Raw genomic sequence first — 16,462 nt, forward strand, 5'->3', positions numbered from 1 at the left:
GTTAAATAAAAGGTTGAAGTTTTACTTTCAGCTGCCCCATGAACTGGCAATGGAATACTGGACAAAGCGCGTTTACCCGCGCTCCCGATGGGTTGTCGATTGAACTGCCTTGGATCGGGGCACTTGGAGCCGCCCGAGCCAGCCTGGATTCAAAGTTGAATCCAGGCCGTTTTCAAATCTGTATATTTATCCAGCGCGTGAAGGGATTTGTCGTGACCGTTGCCGGACTGCTTGACGCCTCCAAGCGGGACAGAGTTGTCTGCGCCACCATATGTGTTGACGTGTACGACCCCAGCTCGAATATTGCGAACCATGCGGTGTGCGCGTGACAGACTGGAAGTCCATACCGCTGAAGCGAGGCCATAGCTTGTATCATTGGCGATTTTCAATGCATCGTCTTCCGTGTCAAAGGGGATGATTGCAAGAATGGGTCCAAACACTTCTTCACGGGCCAATGTCATGTCAGGGGTCACATCGAAGACAGTCGGTTGCATGTAATAACCTCCAGTTTCTTCCAGAATGCGATTGCCCCCGGTTCGCAACTGCGCACCTTCCGATAGCGCCTGCGCGGCGAAACCGAGATTTTTGCCTAGCTGCACCTCGCTGGAAATGGCGCCGGCCTCGGTGGCGAGGTCCAATGGGTTGCCAAGTCTCATGGCGCCAGCAATGGCGCTCACGCGTTCTGCAAACTCCTCCGCAATGGAGCGCTCAACCAGCAATCGCGATCCTGCAACGCATACCTGACCCGAATTGCGGAATATTCCGTAAGCGGAGACCTTTGCTGCCCGGTCAAGGTCGGGGGCATCGGCGAATACGATATTCGGCGATTTGCCACCAAGTTCCAGATAGACGCGTTTCAGGTTCGAACGGGCTGAATATTCGAGCAGTTTGCGACCGACATGTCCTGATCCGGTAAAGGCCATCACATCAATATCGCTGTGAAGCCCAAGTGCCTCACCCGTGATCGCGCCTGCACCGGTTACAACATTCAAAACGCCTTCTGGCAACCCGGCTTCAGCGCATAGTTCAGCGAGACGGAGCAGTGTCAGCGACGCACCTTCGGCCGGTTTGAGTATGACTGAATTACCAGCGGCCAAAGCCGGTGCAATTTTCCATGCGCCGATCATCATCGGAAAATTCCAGGGCACGATCGCGGCCACAACACCAATGGGCGTGCGATGGATGAGGCCGAGCACATCTTCTGCAGTTGGGGCGATCTCGCCGTAAACCTTGTCAATGGCTTCCGCATAGTAGCGGAACGTGTTTGCGGCACTCCCCGGTTCAGCTTTGATAGCCATCGAGATCTCGGTGCCGTTGTCGCGTACCCCAAGTACCGCAAGTTCAAGCGCGTGTTTTTCGATCAGTTCGGCGATCTTTAACAACACCTTTTTTCGTTCGGCGGGCGAGGCTCTTGACCAGAGGCCCTTGTCGAAGCTACGGCGAGCAGCCATCACGGCACGATCTACATCGACCGTTCCAGCAGCCGCCAGACTGGTCAGCTGCTGGCCATCGATAGGTGAGATGATCGCCATTGTGGCTTCGTCTACAGCGGACTGCCATCGCCCGTCGATAAACAGCAATTGTGGCGTTATGTTTTGCTGGCCGAGAGCGTCAATCTTGTCTTGCATGGCAAGTTCCTTGAACTGGTAGATGATAAAGCCATTGATGAGTGGTGCAGGTCAGACGATCTGACCTGCACCAAGACGGGCAAAACCGGTTGCATTGTTGGTCCTGAGCCTCATGGCAAGCAACAGCCCGATGATAGCAGCAACAAGTACCAACCCCGGCAGGATAATGGCCATAATGCCGTTGGCACCGGCGATACTGCCGAAATTCAGTGCGATATAAATGACCAGAATGCCAAGGACAGTGCCTGTTATCAGCGGCATAATCCGTGTGGTCATAACGCTATTTTCAAGTCCGGGATGACGGGCAAAGAAGGTTATGATGGCGAAGACGGTGAAGGTCATCAGCAGCATGATTGCCAGGGTGCCGACATTGGTGAGCCAGGAGAAGAGCGCCAGTACCGGGTCCTGTCCTGTGGCAGCGAAAATTGTCACCACAAGCAACGCGATAACCGTCTGCACCAGCGAGCCAATATGGGGGCTCTGATAGAGGGAATGCGTTGTGCCAAGGCGGGCAGGCAGCAAACCTTCGCGACCTGCGACATACATGTAACGGGCAACGCCATTGTGAAAGGCAACGACACCGGCAAACAGGCTGGTAATGAAGAGAAGGTTCATAACCGGTATGATCCAATGGCCGACATATCTTTCTGCAAGACCGAAGAGGAAGGTGGTCGGATCCTGAAGACCCTGCAACTCGCCCACCAGTTTGTCGGCACCCGCACCGTTGACCATGAGCCATGAGGTGAGCATATAAAACAGGCCAATCATCAGCACGGAGATATAGGTTGCACGTGGTACGGTGCGACCTGGATCACGGGCTTCTTCGCTATAGATTGTCGTGGCTTCAAAGCCAATGAAGGCAGCAAAACAGAACAGGATTCCAATGGCGGGTGTGCCGCTCAGAAATGCCGACGGCGTAAAGGGCGTGATGGAAAGACCGCTATCGCCACCGGTGAAGAGAATGGCCATGTCAATGATAAGCACCACGACATATTCGAGCACGACAAGAACTGTCAGCACCCGCGCCGAAAGATCGACACGGCGATAACCGAGCACCGCTACAGCAGCAATACCGATATAGGTCCATGCCCACCAGGGTAGATCAATGCCGAAGCTGGCCAGAAACCCGGCCGTTGCCGCGCCGAAGAGGCCGAACACGCCAATCTGCATGGCATTATAGGCGAGGATTGCGAGAAGGGCGGCGACGCCCCCCATCAATCCGCCCAATCCCTGTGCCGTGAAGGCATAGAATGCTCCGGCATTGCGGATGTGTCTGGCCATCGCAACATAGCCGACAGAAAACATCAAAAGGACAATTGTGACCAGAAGAAAGGCCAGCGGTATGCCCGCACCATTTCCCAGGAGCATGGACAAGGGCACGCCGCCTGCAACGGCGGTCAATGGCGCTGCGGCTGAGACGACGAGAAAAGTTACAGCCGCGACACCGAGGCTGTTTTTACGCAATTGGTTTGCCGATTGGTCGGCTTGCGAAGACGGTTCAGTGGTTGTTGTCATAGTTTTTGTTCCCCAGAATCTTCAATGCACCTCGCTCCTATCGAGGCGGAAGCTATGTGGGCCGTTCGGGCAATTTCTTTTATTTTTCCCAAAGTACGGCGGTTCAATATATGAACCAGTGCTTCAAATATAGACTTGCAAGCGGTCTGGCTTTCTGTCAAGTTATTTCTCATGTTAAGTATCTAAGTCATGTGAAGCGCCCAAAGAGGCGTAGCTGCAAAGCGTGCTGGCAGACCTAGAGCTTGGTATGAGGAGAACGACAATGAGCACTATCAGCAAAGCTTTGGCACTTCTTGATGTCTTGTCGCGGTTGAATGCCGATGCCGGATTGACCGAGATCGCCCAAGCCTGCGGCTATGACAAAGCAACGACGCGCCGTTTTCTGGTCGATCTGGAAAAACACGGGTTTGTCGAGCAGCTTCCAGAAAGCCGTAAATATCGCATTGGGGCAGAGCCTTTACGGTTGGCCCGCATTCGTGAGGCGCGCTATCCGTTTCTCGGTACGGCTCTTTCTTTTGTGAAAGAACTTGCTGAACAGACTGGCGAAACGGTTCATCTGTCCGAATTTTCCAACGGGCGACTTTCCACCATTCATGTTGAAGAATCTCCGCGCGCCCATCGTGTGTTCGTCAATGTGGGTACCATCTTGCCCTACCACGCGACGGCGTCGGGCCTGGCTTATTTGGCCGCCTGTTCAGACGAAGCAATAAATGTAGCTTTGTCGGAAGCATTGGAAACCTACACGGAATTCACGGTTGTTGATGCTCTGGGTGTACGGCGCCTTTTGAGAGAAACACGCATAAAAGGGTTTTCTGTCAACCGACAGGGCATGGAAACCGGCGTGGTCAGTACGTCGGCAGCGATTCTGGCTCCAACCGGCTCTCCGGTCGGCTGCGTAACTGTGGCAGCGCCGCTCGTCAGAGCAGACGATGCGGTGGTCCAACAGCATGGAGCCGCAGCATTACATACGGCCGAAGCGATCGCTGCTGCGCTGTTCGGCGAACGTCGTCATGCAGGTCTCTCCGGCCATATGAAGAGGAACGGCTGATGCGTGTGAATGCCAGTTCCCCCCGGATTATCGTCATTGGCACCGGAGATACCAAAAGCGACGAACTTCTGTTCATGGCTGGGATCATCGAAGATGCAGGCGGCATTCCTGTAATGATCGATGTCAGTATTCTGGGAAACCCTACCTATACACCGGATCACTCCAAGCATGATGTGGCGCAGGCCGCAGACACGACTATACAAGCGATTATCGATAGTGGTGATGAAAACAGTGCCATGGCTTTGATGGCTGAAGGTGCAACCCGCTTGGTTCGCGAGCTCTCTGCTATGGGGCAGGTAGACGGAATGATTGCGCTCGGCGGATCGCTAGGCACTGATCTCGCCCTCGATATCGCTGCCATCCTACCGCTTGGTGTGCCGAAATTCATTGTTTCTACAATCGCCTATTCTCATCTTCTTCCACCTGAACGCATCGCGCCGGATTTGATGATGATCTTGTGGGCTGGTGGCCTATATGGATTGAACCCTATCTGCCGGTCAGTTTTGTCACAGGCCTGTGGTGCGGTGGTTGGTGCAGCGAAGATGACGGAAAAGCCCAATGGCAATCGGCCATTGATCGGGATGACGTCGCTTGGTTCGTCCTGTCTGAAATATATGCGCTTTCTAAAGCCGGAACTCGAAAAGCGAGGCTATGACGTCGCGATCTTTCATGCGACGGGCATGGGCGGACGGGCTTTTGAAGCGGTGGCCGCGCAGGGTGGCTTTGTTGCAGTATTTGATTTTTGCATACAGGAAGTAACCAATGCGCATAGCGGATCTGTTGTAACGTCAGGACCGGATCGGATGGAAAATGCCGGTCGCGCCGGAATCCCCCAGATTGTCGCACCAGGCGCCGTCGATATGGTTGACGTTCCAGCGTGGCAGCGAGCGCCGAAGGCATTCGACGGTCGTCCTTATCATGCTCATAACCGGTTGATCGCTTCGGTTACAGTGGCACCGGAACAGCGGCGGGAAGTGGCCCGTGTCATTGCCGCCAAGCTTGAAAGTGCTGTGGCTCCGGTTGCTTTTATGCTGCCCTCTGGTGGCGTTCAGGAATGGGACCGTCATGGCGAACCCCTATATGAGCCGGAGGCACTCGGGGCATTTCTGGATGAGATGCGCAAGGTCGCACCGGCAGCGGTGGCTCTCGAAGAAGTGGACGCACATATAAATACCCCCGATTTTGCGGCGAGAGCACTGGAAGTCTTCGATCGTTGGGTCGAGCAAGGCATCGTTATGAAAGGCAATGCTGCATGAACAAAGCCCTCATTCTCGATTTCGGTGGCGTGGTGACGCGGACTTTGTTTGAGACCCATGACGTGACCGAAAGGGCGCTCGGCCTTGCGCCGGGAACGCTGAGCTGGCGTGGGCCGTTTGATATTGCAACCGATCCCCTGTGGGCATCGATGCAGGCGCGGGAGATTACCGAGCGCGACTATTGGCAAATACGCACGCGAGAGGTTGGCGCATTGCTTGGTGAAGACTGGACGGAGATGAAGACATTCGTTCGACGGGCGCGCGGTGCCGAGCCTGATCTGGTTTTGCGCCCTGAAGCTCGTGAAAGCATTGTCAAGGCGAAGCAGGCAGGCATCAAACTCGCCATATTGTCAAACGAACTCGACCTTTTTTACGGTGTCGAATTTCGCAAACGTTTTCCGTTGATCGAGCTTTTCGATGTGATCGTAGATGCAACCTACACCAAGGTTCTGAAGCCCGATCCGCGCGCCTATGAACAGGTGCTGGCCGAGCTGAATATAGACCGCGCCGATTGCGTGTTCGTTGATGATCAGAAGAAGAATATTGAGGGAGCGGAAGCCGTCGGTCTCCCCCATGTACATTTCGATGTGACCCGGCCCGCGGAAGCCTATGCGCGAGCACTCACCATGCTTGGAATATAAGAGGATATCTATGCGCGACTCCAATTTTCTGATCGAAAACAATGCCCGCCACCTCTGGCATCCCATGGCGCATCCTGCTGAGATGCAGGCCAAGCCGCCTCGCATCATCAATTCGGGCGAAGGCGTGGAAGTGGTGGATATCCACGGCAAGAAGGTGCTGGATGCTGTCGGGGGGCTTTGGAACGTCAATCTTGGCTATTCCTGTGAACCGGTGAAAAAGGCGATCCAAGACCAGCTCAACGAATTACCTTATTACTCGACTTTCCGCGGTACGACGAACTCACCGCTGATCGAACTGTCTTATGAACTGGCTGAATTCTTCAAACCAGACGGCTTGAGCCGCTCATTCTTCACATCGGGCGGCTCTGACTCGGTCGAAACGGCACTGCGTCTGGCCCGACAGTATCACAAGATCAACGGGCAGCCGGAGCGCACCAAGTTCTTTGCCTTGAAGAAGGGTTATCACGGCACGCATTTCGGCGGTGCATCGGTCAACGGAAATGCCAATTTCCGTCGGAACTATGAACCGCTGTTGCTAGGTGTGTTCCATCTCGCGGCGCCGTATCCGTACCGTAATCCGTTCAATATGACGGATCCTTCGGAACTCGCTGCTGCAATTGCGCGGCAGTTCGAAGACGAGATTACATTTCAGGGGGCGGATACGATTGCCGCTTTCATCATGGAACCCGTGCTGGGAGCAGGTGGCGTTATTGTGCCACATGAGAGCTTCATGCCTGCGATGCGGGAGATCTGTGACCGGCACGGTATTCTGCTGATTGCCGACGAAGTCATTTGTGCATTCGGTCGTACCGGCGCATGGACCGGCTCACGTGGATGGGGCGTGAAGCCTGACATGATGACCACCGCCAAGGCCATTACCAACGGCTATTTTCCTTTTGGAGCCGTGATGATTTCTGACAAGGTGGCTAGCGTCTTCGAAAATAACAAAGATTCCTTCGGCGCTATCGGCCATGGTTATACCTATTCCGGTCACCCGGTTGGGGCGGCAGCAGCACTGGCAACGCTGAAGGAAACGGCGCGGATCAATACTGCCGCCAATGCAGCGGTGCGTGGAGCGGAGTTGCTGGCGGGACTTGAGGGGCTAAAGTTGAAACATGAGCTGGTCGGCGACGTGCGCGGTCGGGGTCTCATGGCGGCGCTGGAGCTTGTTTCCAGCCGCACGAAGAAAACTGCCGCCTCAAAGGATATTGTACAGAAGGTATATGAAGTGGCCTATGATGAAGGTGTTATGGTGCGTACGTCGGGTGCCAATGTCATTATTTCACCACCACTCATCATTTCTGCCAAGGATGTAAGCCGTATTGTTTCTGCACTGGATGCAGGTCTGACCGCTGCGAAAGGTCAATGAGATGAGTGGAACACGAGACCTGCTCGCGCGACGCGAGAAGTTGCTTGGGCGTAACATGTCACTCTTCTACAACGACCCGGTACATCTGGTGAAGGGTGAGGGGGTTTGGCTGTGGGACGCCGACGGTCGGCAATATCTCGATTGCTACAACAATGTACCACATGTCGGTCATTGCCATCCGCGTGTTGTCGAGGCGATTTATCGGCAGGCCTCGACGCTCAACACCCATACACGCTATCTGCATGAAGGCATTCTCGACTACGTCGACCGACTGACCGCGACCTTTGACCCGAGCCTCGACACGGCGATCCTGACCTGCACCGGTAGTGAGGCGAATGATGTGGCGCTGCGCATGGCGCAGGCCGTGACCGGCAAAACCGGTGTCATCGCAACTGACTTTACCTATCACGGCAACACGACTGCCGTATCGCAACTGTCCACCCGGATGCCGCCGGTTGGCGGTTACGGCGGACATGTCCGTCATGTTCCGGCACCGGATGCTTATCGTCCCCTCGGCGGAGAGCCGGATGAGGCCTTTGCGAAGGCATGGGCCTATCAGGTGGAGCAAGCCATTGCGTCATTGCAGGAAAGTCCTTTTGGCTTTTCGGCACTGATTATAGATCCGTTTTTTGCCAATGAAGGGTTTCCCGATCTGCCTGACGGTTTTCTCGCATCTGCCGTTGCAGCGGTAAGAAAGGCCGGAGGTCTGGTTATCGCTGACGAGGTACAGCCTGGTTTTGGCCGCACGGGTACGCATATGTGGGGGCATCAGAAGGCGGGCATCGTGCCTGATGTTGTGACGCTCGGTAAGCCGATGGCTAACGGGCATCCTGTCGGCGCCGTGGTTGCGGGTTCTGACACGCTGAACGCTTTTCGCAAGGCTTTTCGCTATTTCAACACCTTTGGCGGTAATCCGGTATCTTGCGCAGCGGCCATGGCGGTCCTCGATGTAGTGGAAGACGAACAACTTCAGGCCAACGCATGTGTCATCGGAGCCTATGCTCGACAGGGACTTCAAAAGCTGGCCGAGAAACATGCTCTCATCGGTAATGTCCGTGGCAGTGGTTTGTTTTTCGGTGCGGAACTGGTGCTTGATCGCCAGGAAAAGACCCCGGCTGTGGAAGTCGCGACACGGGTCATCAATGAAATGCGTCAGCGCGGCGTGTTGATGGGCAAACTGGGGATACACCAGAACGTCACCAAGATCCGGCCACCTCTGCCGTTTTCGAAAGAAAACGCCGATTTGATGCTCTCGGCTCTCGATGATGTTCTGAGCGGACTGTGAACTATGGCTGATATGATAGAGGCGTTGACCAAGCGGGCGGCGGTCGCCGCCGCGCACTGGCACTTGCCAGATCAGACGCCGCAATTACTGAAATATCGCGAGAATGCGGTATTCAAAGTTATTCTCCCAAATGGTGATCCCGCAGCATTGCGTTTGCATCGTCCTGGCTATCATTCACGTCAGGCGCTTGTGTCGGAGCTGGACTGGATGGCTGATCTCGGTAAATGCGGGATCACAGTGCCGCAACCACTTCTGTCATCAGTGGGCGAACTGCTTGTCGATTTGCCCGTGAATGGTAGCCTGACGCAATATGCCGATCTCATAGGCTGGGTTGAGGGCGAACCGCTTGGGGAAAGCGGCGTACCGCTCATGCGCCAAGGGAGAGACATGCGGGATGTGTTTCGCGCCATAGGCTCAGAAATGGCACGAATGCATGAGGCTGCTGACAGGTTTGACCGACCGAAGAATTTTGAGCGCCCCGCCTGGGATGTTTCGGGATTATTGGGCGAAACGCCATTTTGGGGACGCTTTTGGGATTGCGCTGCGGTGGATGATAGTGACCGCACATATTTGACCGCACTGCGGGAAACTCTGTTGATACAGCTGGCCGGGCTGGCTCCGGCGATTGATTACGGGCTTATCCATGCTGATCTGGTCCGCGAGAATGTTTTTATTCAAAACGTGTCTGTCGCGTTTATCGATTTTGATGATTGCGGCTTCGGCTTCCGCTTGTTCGATCTGGCGACAGTGCTGTTGAGAAACAGACACGAAGCTGATTATGACGATCTATGTGCCGGTCTGCTTGAAGGATACGCAACTTTTCGGCCGCAAATGATCGGCGAATTTGTGCATCTGCCGCTTTTTCTGCTGCTACGTGCTTTGACCTATGTTGGTTGGGCAGCAACGCGGCAGGAGCTACCGGACAATGTTGAACGCCTGAAGCGTTATATTGCCGATGTTCGGGCGCTGGCCACGGGCTACCGCCATTTTTCATCTCCCAAATAGGGTGGGTGTTGGCTCCCACTTTAGGAAACATCGGAGACATGAAAAACGCATATCGGGGTCAGAACAAGATCTATTCGCGCCATCCAAAAGCGGTGCTGATCGCTTTTGTCGTTTTCAGGAGTTCAGGAAGGTGACCTTGAAGGACATCAATATTGATCTGAGTCCGGAAGGAGGTAATGGAAACTGCCCCGACCACGGAGTCGGAATGATCGCGAACAGGCGCCGCGATACAGTTGGATAAAGAGTCAAATTCGCCATCGTCAAATGCCCACCCCCGCTCTCGAACCTGCTCAAGGACCCGATTATACGTGTCGATGTCGGTGAGTGTTCTGTCGGTATGGCGGCTGAAGTTCGCACGGGCGAGAATGCGCTGTTTCTGCGCCTCCGGTAAAAAGGCAAGTATCGCCTTGGCAACACCCGCGGTATTGACGACGACATCGCCACCAATCACAGTGTTGAGGACGATGGATTCGCGCGGTTCAATTTTATCGACATAAGTAATGCGGTCGTGATTGGGTACCGCGAACTGAATTGTAAGCCGTAGCTTTGTTCCAAGCTCGTCCAAATAGGGGTGTGCGATGGAACGCAGATCAAAATTCTCCATCGCAGAGCGCGCAAGCGCAGCCAAACGAAAACCTGTGCCAAAGACGCCAGGTGATGTCTGGCGAACAAAACCGGCGTCTTGGAGCGTCAGCAGGGTTCGCAAAACCGTAGTTCTGTGCACGCCCATAAGTGCTGCAATGTCGACAGCCGTCCTTGGCGACAAGCTGCAAAGTTCCAGAATCTCAATAGCGCGCGATACGGTAGTGCTCATGCATTTTATCTAACCGTTCTTTCCGCTCCAGTCACGCCAATACGCAAGATCGCATTTGCAAATCTTCGCGTGTCCCCGGTAACGATGCACAAAGCCGTGTCTGCGGAACGCGTTAAAGCAACAAAGGATGCGCGGTCGATCGTTTGGCGCTCGATCTGAGACGGCAGAACCATAGCCACTTCATCGGCAACTGCGGCTAGCGCAGGTTCGGACGGGGTCATGGTCGTGAGCGCTTCGATGGCAACGGCCTGCGAGATTAACTCGACAACTTCAGGAACAAGCGGGCTTCCAGACCGCAGTGCAGCATGCACGATGGTTGCCTTGTCGTTTAGGGCTGTGGCGGCAGCGAAATGGGCATCTGTGACAATGACGAGCGATTTATGTCCTGCCGAGGCAAGAGCCGACAGGACATGAGGATGAATGATTGGAAATCTGAGCATCAGCTGAAATGTTGTCCACCGTTGATATCGATTACAGTGCCGGTGACAAAGGCCGCCCCCGGTGATGTCAGCCAGCTAACGGCTGAGGCAACATCGGCAGGCACGCCGGCACGTCCGACCGGTATCGTTGTAATCGTTGTCCGTTTGGAATCTTCAGTGGTGAACGTGTCGTGAAAGGGTGTTGCTTCGATAAATCCGGGAGCGACCGCATTAACCGTTATACCCTGATCGGCGACTTCCTTGGAAAGACCGCGCGTGAAACCGAAAAGTGCGGCCTTTGCCGTACCATAGGCTGTTGCACCGGCGTGGCCGCCCGTCCGTCCAGCGAGAGAAGCCACGATGACAATGCGGCCATCTTTATTCATGATTGGCAGAAGGCGTTTCGTTAAAAGGAATACGGTGTCCACATTCAGTGCCTGAACCTTACGAAACAATTCGTAGGGCATTTCTTCGATGCTGGAACGCTGCACCAGGCCACCGGCATTGTGAACGAGAATATCGATGTGCCCGATCTGGCTCTCGATCAGATCCCCGAATTTGTTCACCTCTTCTTCGATGGTCAAATCGACAGGAAGTGCCAATGGTGCTTTTTGTGCGGCGTTTACAAGTCTTGCCAGAGCGTCGGGCGAAGGCTGGTGGCTTCGATATGTCAGGATGACGTGCGCACCGCGTTTCGCAAGGTCTTCCGCTATGGCTGCTCCTATGCCTACACCGCCGCCCGTTACAAGGGCGGTCTTTCCGCTCAGCTCCAAATTGCTCATTGAGCTTTCTCCTTCGTTGTCATTATTGCTGGGATTTTGCGGCAAGGGATGTGTTCCCTTCCGGTCGGCGGTGTGCATATGCGAACGTGGCGAGAGCCGTTATTGCTAGTGAGCACGCGAGAAAAAGAAGCCCTGCTTTTGTGGAGCCGGTGAGGTCCGTCAACCAGCCGACAACAAATGGCGAAACGAAACCGCCAATATTGCCAATCGAATTGACAAGACCGATGCTAGCTGCAGCTGCGGCACCGCTGAAGAGGCTAGCAGGCATGGAAAGCATCGGGCCGATTGCGGTGAAAATGCCCATGGCAGCGACCGAAAGTAACGCCAGTGCAATCACGGCATTTACGCTCAGGGCATATCCGGCGCCCAACCGCCCGATGGAAGCAACCAAAAGGCTGATTGAGACATGGGCAGCACGTTTTCCGGTTCGGTCCGCGCGCCGGCTCCACCAGATGATGACGAGCGCGCCAGCCAGATAAGGAATCGAAACAATCAAGCCGCGATGAAAATCGCTGAACTGTCCCATTTCGCCGACAATTGTGGGTAGCCAGAACCCAAGGCCATATATGCCGAGCACCATGCCAAAATTGAGCAGTGCGTAAACGATGGCGCGAGGGTCCTTGAGTGCACCCCAAAACGAATGGTTGCGACCGGAACTGAGATCTGCACAGTCGCGTTCAATCGCATTCTGAAGCGCCTGCCTCTGCTCCACTGTCAACCATTTTGCTTCAGATGGCCTGTCCGTTAAAAGGAACGGTGTCAGAAACCCGAGCACCACAGCTGGCAGGCCTTCCACAAGGTACATCCATTGCCAGCCATGCAAACCTCCAATCCCGTCCATCTCAAGCAAAAGACCGGACAAAGGTGCGCCGAGCATGTTGGCAACAGGCTGAGCCAATACAAAAACACCAAGCATGGCAGCCCGCATTCGCACTGGGAACCAAAGCGTGAAATAGAAAACGACCGCAGGAAAAAAGCCTGCCTCGGCGACACCGAGCAAAAACCGCACGATGTAAAATGAGGTGGTGTCCGTTACTAAGGCCATTGCCATGGCCAGCAGTCCCCAGGGGATAAGTATACGGGCGATCCATTTGCGTGCGCCGAACCGGTACATGCCTGCATTGCTTGGGATTTCGAACAGCGTGTAACCGATAAAGAACAGGCCGGCGCCTAGGCCGAAAACAGTTGAGGAGAAGCCAAGCTCGGCACTCATCTGTTCCTTTGCAAAGGCGACGTTGTTTCGATCAAGATATGCAACGAAATAGAGCAGGACGATAAGCGGCAGCAATCGCCACTTTACCCGGTTCAGCGCCGATTCCAGCGCCTCTTTTTCATTCAACACCTGCAACATGAACCTCCCTTTCATGATTTGGATTTGGAGGTGTGTTACAATATTTGCACATCATGTGCAATATATGCACAAAAGAAACCTAATGGCTGCTGAAAGTGGCGCGAGTTCAGGTGAAAATGGTGCTTTAGCGAAAGCGACCCGCTGGTTTGCGCCAATGGGAAATGTTGCAAAGCGACGGTTAGGGCGAAATGTGGCTTACCGCAGGACGCAATTGTGCAGCGAGCGGTGAGAGTTTTTTCGAGGAAAAGCGGTGCGGTGAGGCAATATTGTCTTGTTGCTTTCGCACCCTGTAAACGAGTTCGCTGTCGTCGAGCGTTATGCTGGCAACGGCCTGCGCTTTGAAGCCGGACATGAAACCTATCCGGCGTGTGGTGCGTCGGTGGTCCTGCATAATGGTATTGTTCATCTACTTGCTGGAGCGGATAGCAATGGACTTTCCATCCAATCGCAGGCGACTTTCAGCACTGCATCTCAGAACGGCCATATCATCGATCTGTCTGCCGTCGATGGCACGATACAGATACGTCCATGGGCCTTTGACCTCTACATAGGTCTCGTCCAGATTCCATTTTCACTCAACTTGCCGCTTACTATGATGGAAGCGCCCAAGTAATTTGAGGCTGAAATGCATAGCACAACGACGCACTCTCAAACGGCCGATAGCAATACCGCGCTCGGTCATTGTCTCTTTCAAATCACGCAGGCTTAGATTGCAGGCAAGATACTACCATACACAGAGAGGGATGACGGATTTGTCGAGATGGCGACTTTAAACATTCAAAATACCCAGCTTCCGAAAAGCTGGAATGCGACTACCGTCGTCCTTGACTAAAGTTCGCAGCAAAACCAGCGGTCGCGGAGTATCTCAGCTTCAACCGTCTTCGCTTTGCGTTGTGAAAGAAAGCGGGGCCGGTGGAGTTGATGGGCAACATTCCCAAGTGAGATAGCAGCAATATTCTAGGATAATTCCACGGCGAAGGTTTTGAGGGTTGCTATAAAATCTTGGAGAGCTTTCTTTGAATCGCGATTTCGACGGGCAATTGCCAGTTCCCATACTAGATCAGTTGGTAAATCCCGGATGTCTCGAAAGACCACGCCATCTATGCGCATGGTACGCGCACCGGACGGTATCAGTGCGACGCCCAACTGCGCGGCGACCAGACTGAGGATTGTGTGCATCTGTCGCGCTTCCTGAACGATATCCGGCAGGAAACCTGCGTTCCTGCAAGCCTGGGTGATGCGGGCATGCAGGACTGGCCCTTGGCTATAGGGAAACATGATGAATCGGCGCGATGCCAGATCGCTTAGTGATACGCTTCCTGCACGAGCCAAATCATCACTTTCAGGAACAGCAACAATGAATCTATCGCGGAAAATAGTTTCCACATGGAGTTCACGTTCGCTGGCGGTTGGAGGGTGAACAAACCCAAGATCAACATTTCCCTCGACGATGTCGGATAGTTGAGCGTCAGTGGGCCTCTCGTCAAGCCGTATGGCCACTTTCGGGTGGGCTCGGGTGAACCGTCGCAGGGTTTCGGGAAGAAGATGGTAAAGCGCTGCCGAAACAAAGGTGATTGAGAGTTCCGCAACCGCTGCCGATGCAGCTCGACGCGCGATCCGGACGGCTTCGTCGGCTTGCAACAATGTCTTTCGTGCTTCAATCAGGAATATTGCTCCCGCAGGCGTCAGTTCCACATGTCGGCGCGTTCGTTCAAAAAGCGAAAAGCCCAAATCCGCCTCCAGCCGTTTGATGGACTGACTGAGCGGGGGTTGCGCCATGTGTAGACGAATGGCTGCGCGACCAAAATGCAACTCTTCGGCCACAGCCACAAAGTGGCGGAGATGATGCAGGTCAAGTGTCATATCACCAGCATCTTAATACAGCGAACATTGATATTTGAAGTCCTTCTTTGGTCGCGACATTTTTTTGGCAAATAGAGCGTAGCGTTCTGTCGACTGACAAAAGTAGCAAGGGATCTGACGATGAAACAACTCGCGTTCGCCTCCGCAATGGGTCTTGCAACGACCTTATGCAATCCAGCATCAGCTGAAATCCAGCGGCAGGACTTTCGTGTTACCGCTGCGCCGGGCATTGAAATTGCCGTCCGGGAAGTCCGTGAGACACGAATTGTGGCCAACAAGACCCCGGTTATTCTTCTTCACGGTGCACGCGTGCCGGGAATTGCTTCTTTCGATTTGCCCGTAGAAGGTGGGTCGCTGGCCGCAAATCTCGCACGTGCCGGTCACCTTGTTTTTGTCATGGACGCTAGTGGCTACGGTGGATCGAGCCGACCGGGACAAGACGGGGATAATAAAGGATTGCCGCTTTCAAGTTCATTCGAGGTGGTGCGGGATATTCTGGCGGTCAATGACAGCGTCACATTCAGAACAGGGGCAAGGCAAATCGCGCTTCTGGGTTGGGCCACGGGTGGTCACTGGGCAGGCATGTATGCCTCCCTTTATCCCGGGCGGGTCAGCCATTTGGTTATGCTGAACAGCCTCTATGGCGCAACGTCCGGACATCCAACACTTGGATCGACGGGTGAAAATGCCGATCCGTCGGATCACGGTCGTTTTAACGTCGATAAATTCGGCGCTTTTCGTTTAAATACAGCTGGCTCGCTCATGTCCGCCTGGGACAAATCCATTCCATTTGACGATAAGTCAATCTGGCGGGATCCGATAGTGGCAGCAGCTTATCAGGGAGCTGCTTTAGCGTCTGATCCAGCGTCTTCTTCACGAACGCCCCCTGCTTTTCGTGCGCCGTCCGGCGCAATGGAAGATAGTTTTTACCTGGCAAATGGCCGACAGCTTTGGGATGCGGCATCGATCACTGCGCGGGTGTTAATTATTCGATCCGAGAATGATTTTTGGAGCAGACCTGCCGATGCGACGAGCCTTGCCGAACGATTGGTCAGGGCGAAGGACGTTCAAAGCGTCACCATTCCAGAAGCCACGCATTTCGTCCATCTCGATCGCGGAGATAAAGGACGCAACCTTTTTCTGGCCGAAGTGGAGCGCTTTTTGTCCGCAACCGCTCCGCAATGATCGACAAAGCAAGGGAACCAACGATGTTAAAGATCATTCTTTTCGGCCTTGTCGCATTCGCTGTAGCAAGTTCAGTCGCTTCCGCCAGTTCTGACGATGGCACAAGCCCGATAGCTTCAGCCACGGCCAAACGTGTCATCCTGTTTGGTATTGACGGGCTTGCCGCCGCAGCGCCTGAACGCATAGCAATGCCGACATTCAATGCACTAGGCCGTGCACTCATAAATAGGCTAGCTATTTGAATGGATTAGTTATTGAAAGGCCTCGGATTTGGAGGTCTTTGATGTCACGTCGCCGCTAT

At 54.2% G+C, this 16,462-nt stretch carries 15 protein-coding genes and 1 pseudogene; 8 read left to right on the top strand and 8 right to left on the bottom strand.

From position 1 onward, the window contains the following. Window positions 1–149: 149 nt before the first annotated feature. Both FHW00_RS19525 and FHW00_RS19530 read right to left on the bottom strand, forming a co-directional pair. Window positions 150–1,628, bottom strand: coding sequence for an aldehyde dehydrogenase (locus FHW00_RS19525; protein ID WP_078340050.1), 1,479 nt, complete (start codon window positions 1,626–1,628; stop codon window positions 150–152). Between the two features lie 51 nt (window positions 1,629–1,679). Then, entirely contained in the window at window positions 1,680–3,143 is a 1,464-nt protein-coding gene (locus tag FHW00_RS19530; RefSeq protein ID WP_078340051.1) for an APC family permease, read from the bottom strand. A 262-nt stretch (window positions 3,144–3,405) separates the two neighbouring features. Here FHW00_RS19530 and FHW00_RS19535 point away from each other — a divergent pair, with 262 nt between their 5' ends. Genes FHW00_RS19535 through FHW00_RS19560 form a run of 6 tightly spaced genes read left to right on the top strand, consistent with a single transcriptional unit; the run spans window position 3,406 to window position 9,747 of the window. Beyond that, window positions 3,406–4,191, top strand: coding sequence for an IclR family transcriptional regulator (locus FHW00_RS19535; RefSeq protein WP_078340052.1), 786 nt, complete (start codon window positions 3,406–3,408; stop codon window positions 4,189–4,191). Then, the gene (locus tag FHW00_RS19540; RefSeq protein WP_078340053.1) at window positions 4,191–5,447 is read left to right on the top strand and encodes a Tm-1-like ATP-binding domain-containing protein; all 1,257 of its coding nucleotides are present in this window, start codon (window positions 4,191–4,193) and stop codon (window positions 5,445–5,447) included. Before FHW00_RS19535 ends, FHW00_RS19540 begins: the two co-directional genes overlap by 1 nt. Then, window positions 5,444–6,088: an HAD family hydrolase gene (locus FHW00_RS19545; RefSeq protein WP_078340054.1), complete on the top strand. Its 645-nt coding sequence runs from the start codon at window positions 5,444–5,446 to the stop codon at window positions 6,086–6,088. Before FHW00_RS19540 ends, FHW00_RS19545 begins: the two co-directional genes overlap by 4 nt. A gap of 10 nt (window positions 6,089–6,098) precedes the next feature. Beyond that, complete coding sequence (locus FHW00_RS19550) at window positions 6,099–7,457, top strand: aspartate aminotransferase family protein (protein WP_078340055.1); 1,359 nt, start codon at window positions 6,099–6,101, stop codon at window positions 7,455–7,457. Between the two features lies 1 nt (window position 7,458). Beyond that, on the top strand, window positions 7,459–8,742 hold the full coding sequence (locus FHW00_RS19555) for an aspartate aminotransferase family protein (RefSeq protein ID WP_078340056.1): 1,284 nt from the start codon (window positions 7,459–7,461) through the stop codon (window positions 8,740–8,742). A gap of 3 nt (window positions 8,743–8,745) precedes the next feature. Next, entirely contained in the window at window positions 8,746–9,747 is a 1,002-nt protein-coding gene (locus tag FHW00_RS19560) for a phosphotransferase enzyme family protein (RefSeq protein ID WP_078340057.1), read from the top strand. Window positions 9,748–9,817: 70 nt separating this feature from the next. Here FHW00_RS19560 and FHW00_RS19565 read toward each other — a convergent pair whose 3' ends face one another. The 6 genes and pseudogenes from FHW00_RS19565 to FHW00_RS19590 form a co-directional block, all read right to left on the bottom strand. Then, window positions 9,818–10,561 carry an IclR family transcriptional regulator gene (locus FHW00_RS19565; protein WP_078340058.1) on the bottom strand — a complete coding sequence of 248 codons (744 nt, stop codon included), beginning with the start codon at window positions 10,559–10,561 and terminating at the stop codon, window positions 9,818–9,820. A 5-nt stretch (window positions 10,562–10,566) separates the two neighbouring features. Next, on the bottom strand, window positions 10,567–11,001 hold the full coding sequence (locus FHW00_RS19570; protein WP_078340059.1) for an RbsD/FucU domain-containing protein: 435 nt from the start codon (window positions 10,999–11,001) through the stop codon (window positions 10,567–10,569). Then, the gene (locus FHW00_RS19575; RefSeq protein WP_078340060.1) at window positions 11,001–11,762 is read right to left on the bottom strand and encodes an SDR family NAD(P)-dependent oxidoreductase; all 762 of its coding nucleotides are present in this window, start codon (window positions 11,760–11,762) and stop codon (window positions 11,001–11,003) included. Before FHW00_RS19575 ends, FHW00_RS19570 begins: the two co-directional genes overlap by 1 nt. Before the next feature lie 22 nt (window positions 11,763–11,784). Then, the gene (locus tag FHW00_RS19580; protein ID WP_078340061.1) at window positions 11,785–13,113 is read right to left on the bottom strand and encodes an MFS transporter; all 1,329 of its coding nucleotides are present in this window, start codon (window positions 13,111–13,113) and stop codon (window positions 11,785–11,787) included. 221 nt (window positions 13,114–13,334) lie between these two features. Then, window positions 13,335–13,837: pseudogene (locus FHW00_RS19585) on the bottom strand (DDE-type integrase/transposase/recombinase); the annotation flags it as partial. A gap of 233 nt (window positions 13,838–14,070) precedes the next feature. After that, entirely contained in the window at window positions 14,071–14,976 is a 906-nt protein-coding gene (locus FHW00_RS19590) for a LysR family transcriptional regulator (RefSeq protein WP_078340062.1), read from the bottom strand. A gap of 120 nt (window positions 14,977–15,096) precedes the next feature. Between FHW00_RS19590 and FHW00_RS19595 the strand changes: the two genes are divergently transcribed. Both FHW00_RS19595 and FHW00_RS19600 read left to right on the top strand, forming a co-directional pair. After that, on the top strand, window positions 15,097–16,161 hold the full coding sequence (locus FHW00_RS19595; RefSeq protein ID WP_078340063.1) for an alpha/beta fold hydrolase: 1,065 nt from the start codon (window positions 15,097–15,099) through the stop codon (window positions 16,159–16,161). A 23-nt stretch (window positions 16,162–16,184) separates the two neighbouring features. Beyond that, entirely contained in the window at window positions 16,185–16,403 is a 219-nt protein-coding gene (locus tag FHW00_RS19600) for a hypothetical protein (RefSeq protein ID WP_139364412.1), read from the top strand. Window positions 16,404–16,462: the final 59 nt, after the last annotated feature.

The sequence above is a fragment of the Ochrobactrum sp. P6BSIII genome (assembly GCF_014138065.1).
Classification (GTDB): domain Bacteria; phylum Pseudomonadota; class Alphaproteobacteria; order Rhizobiales; family Rhizobiaceae; genus Brucella.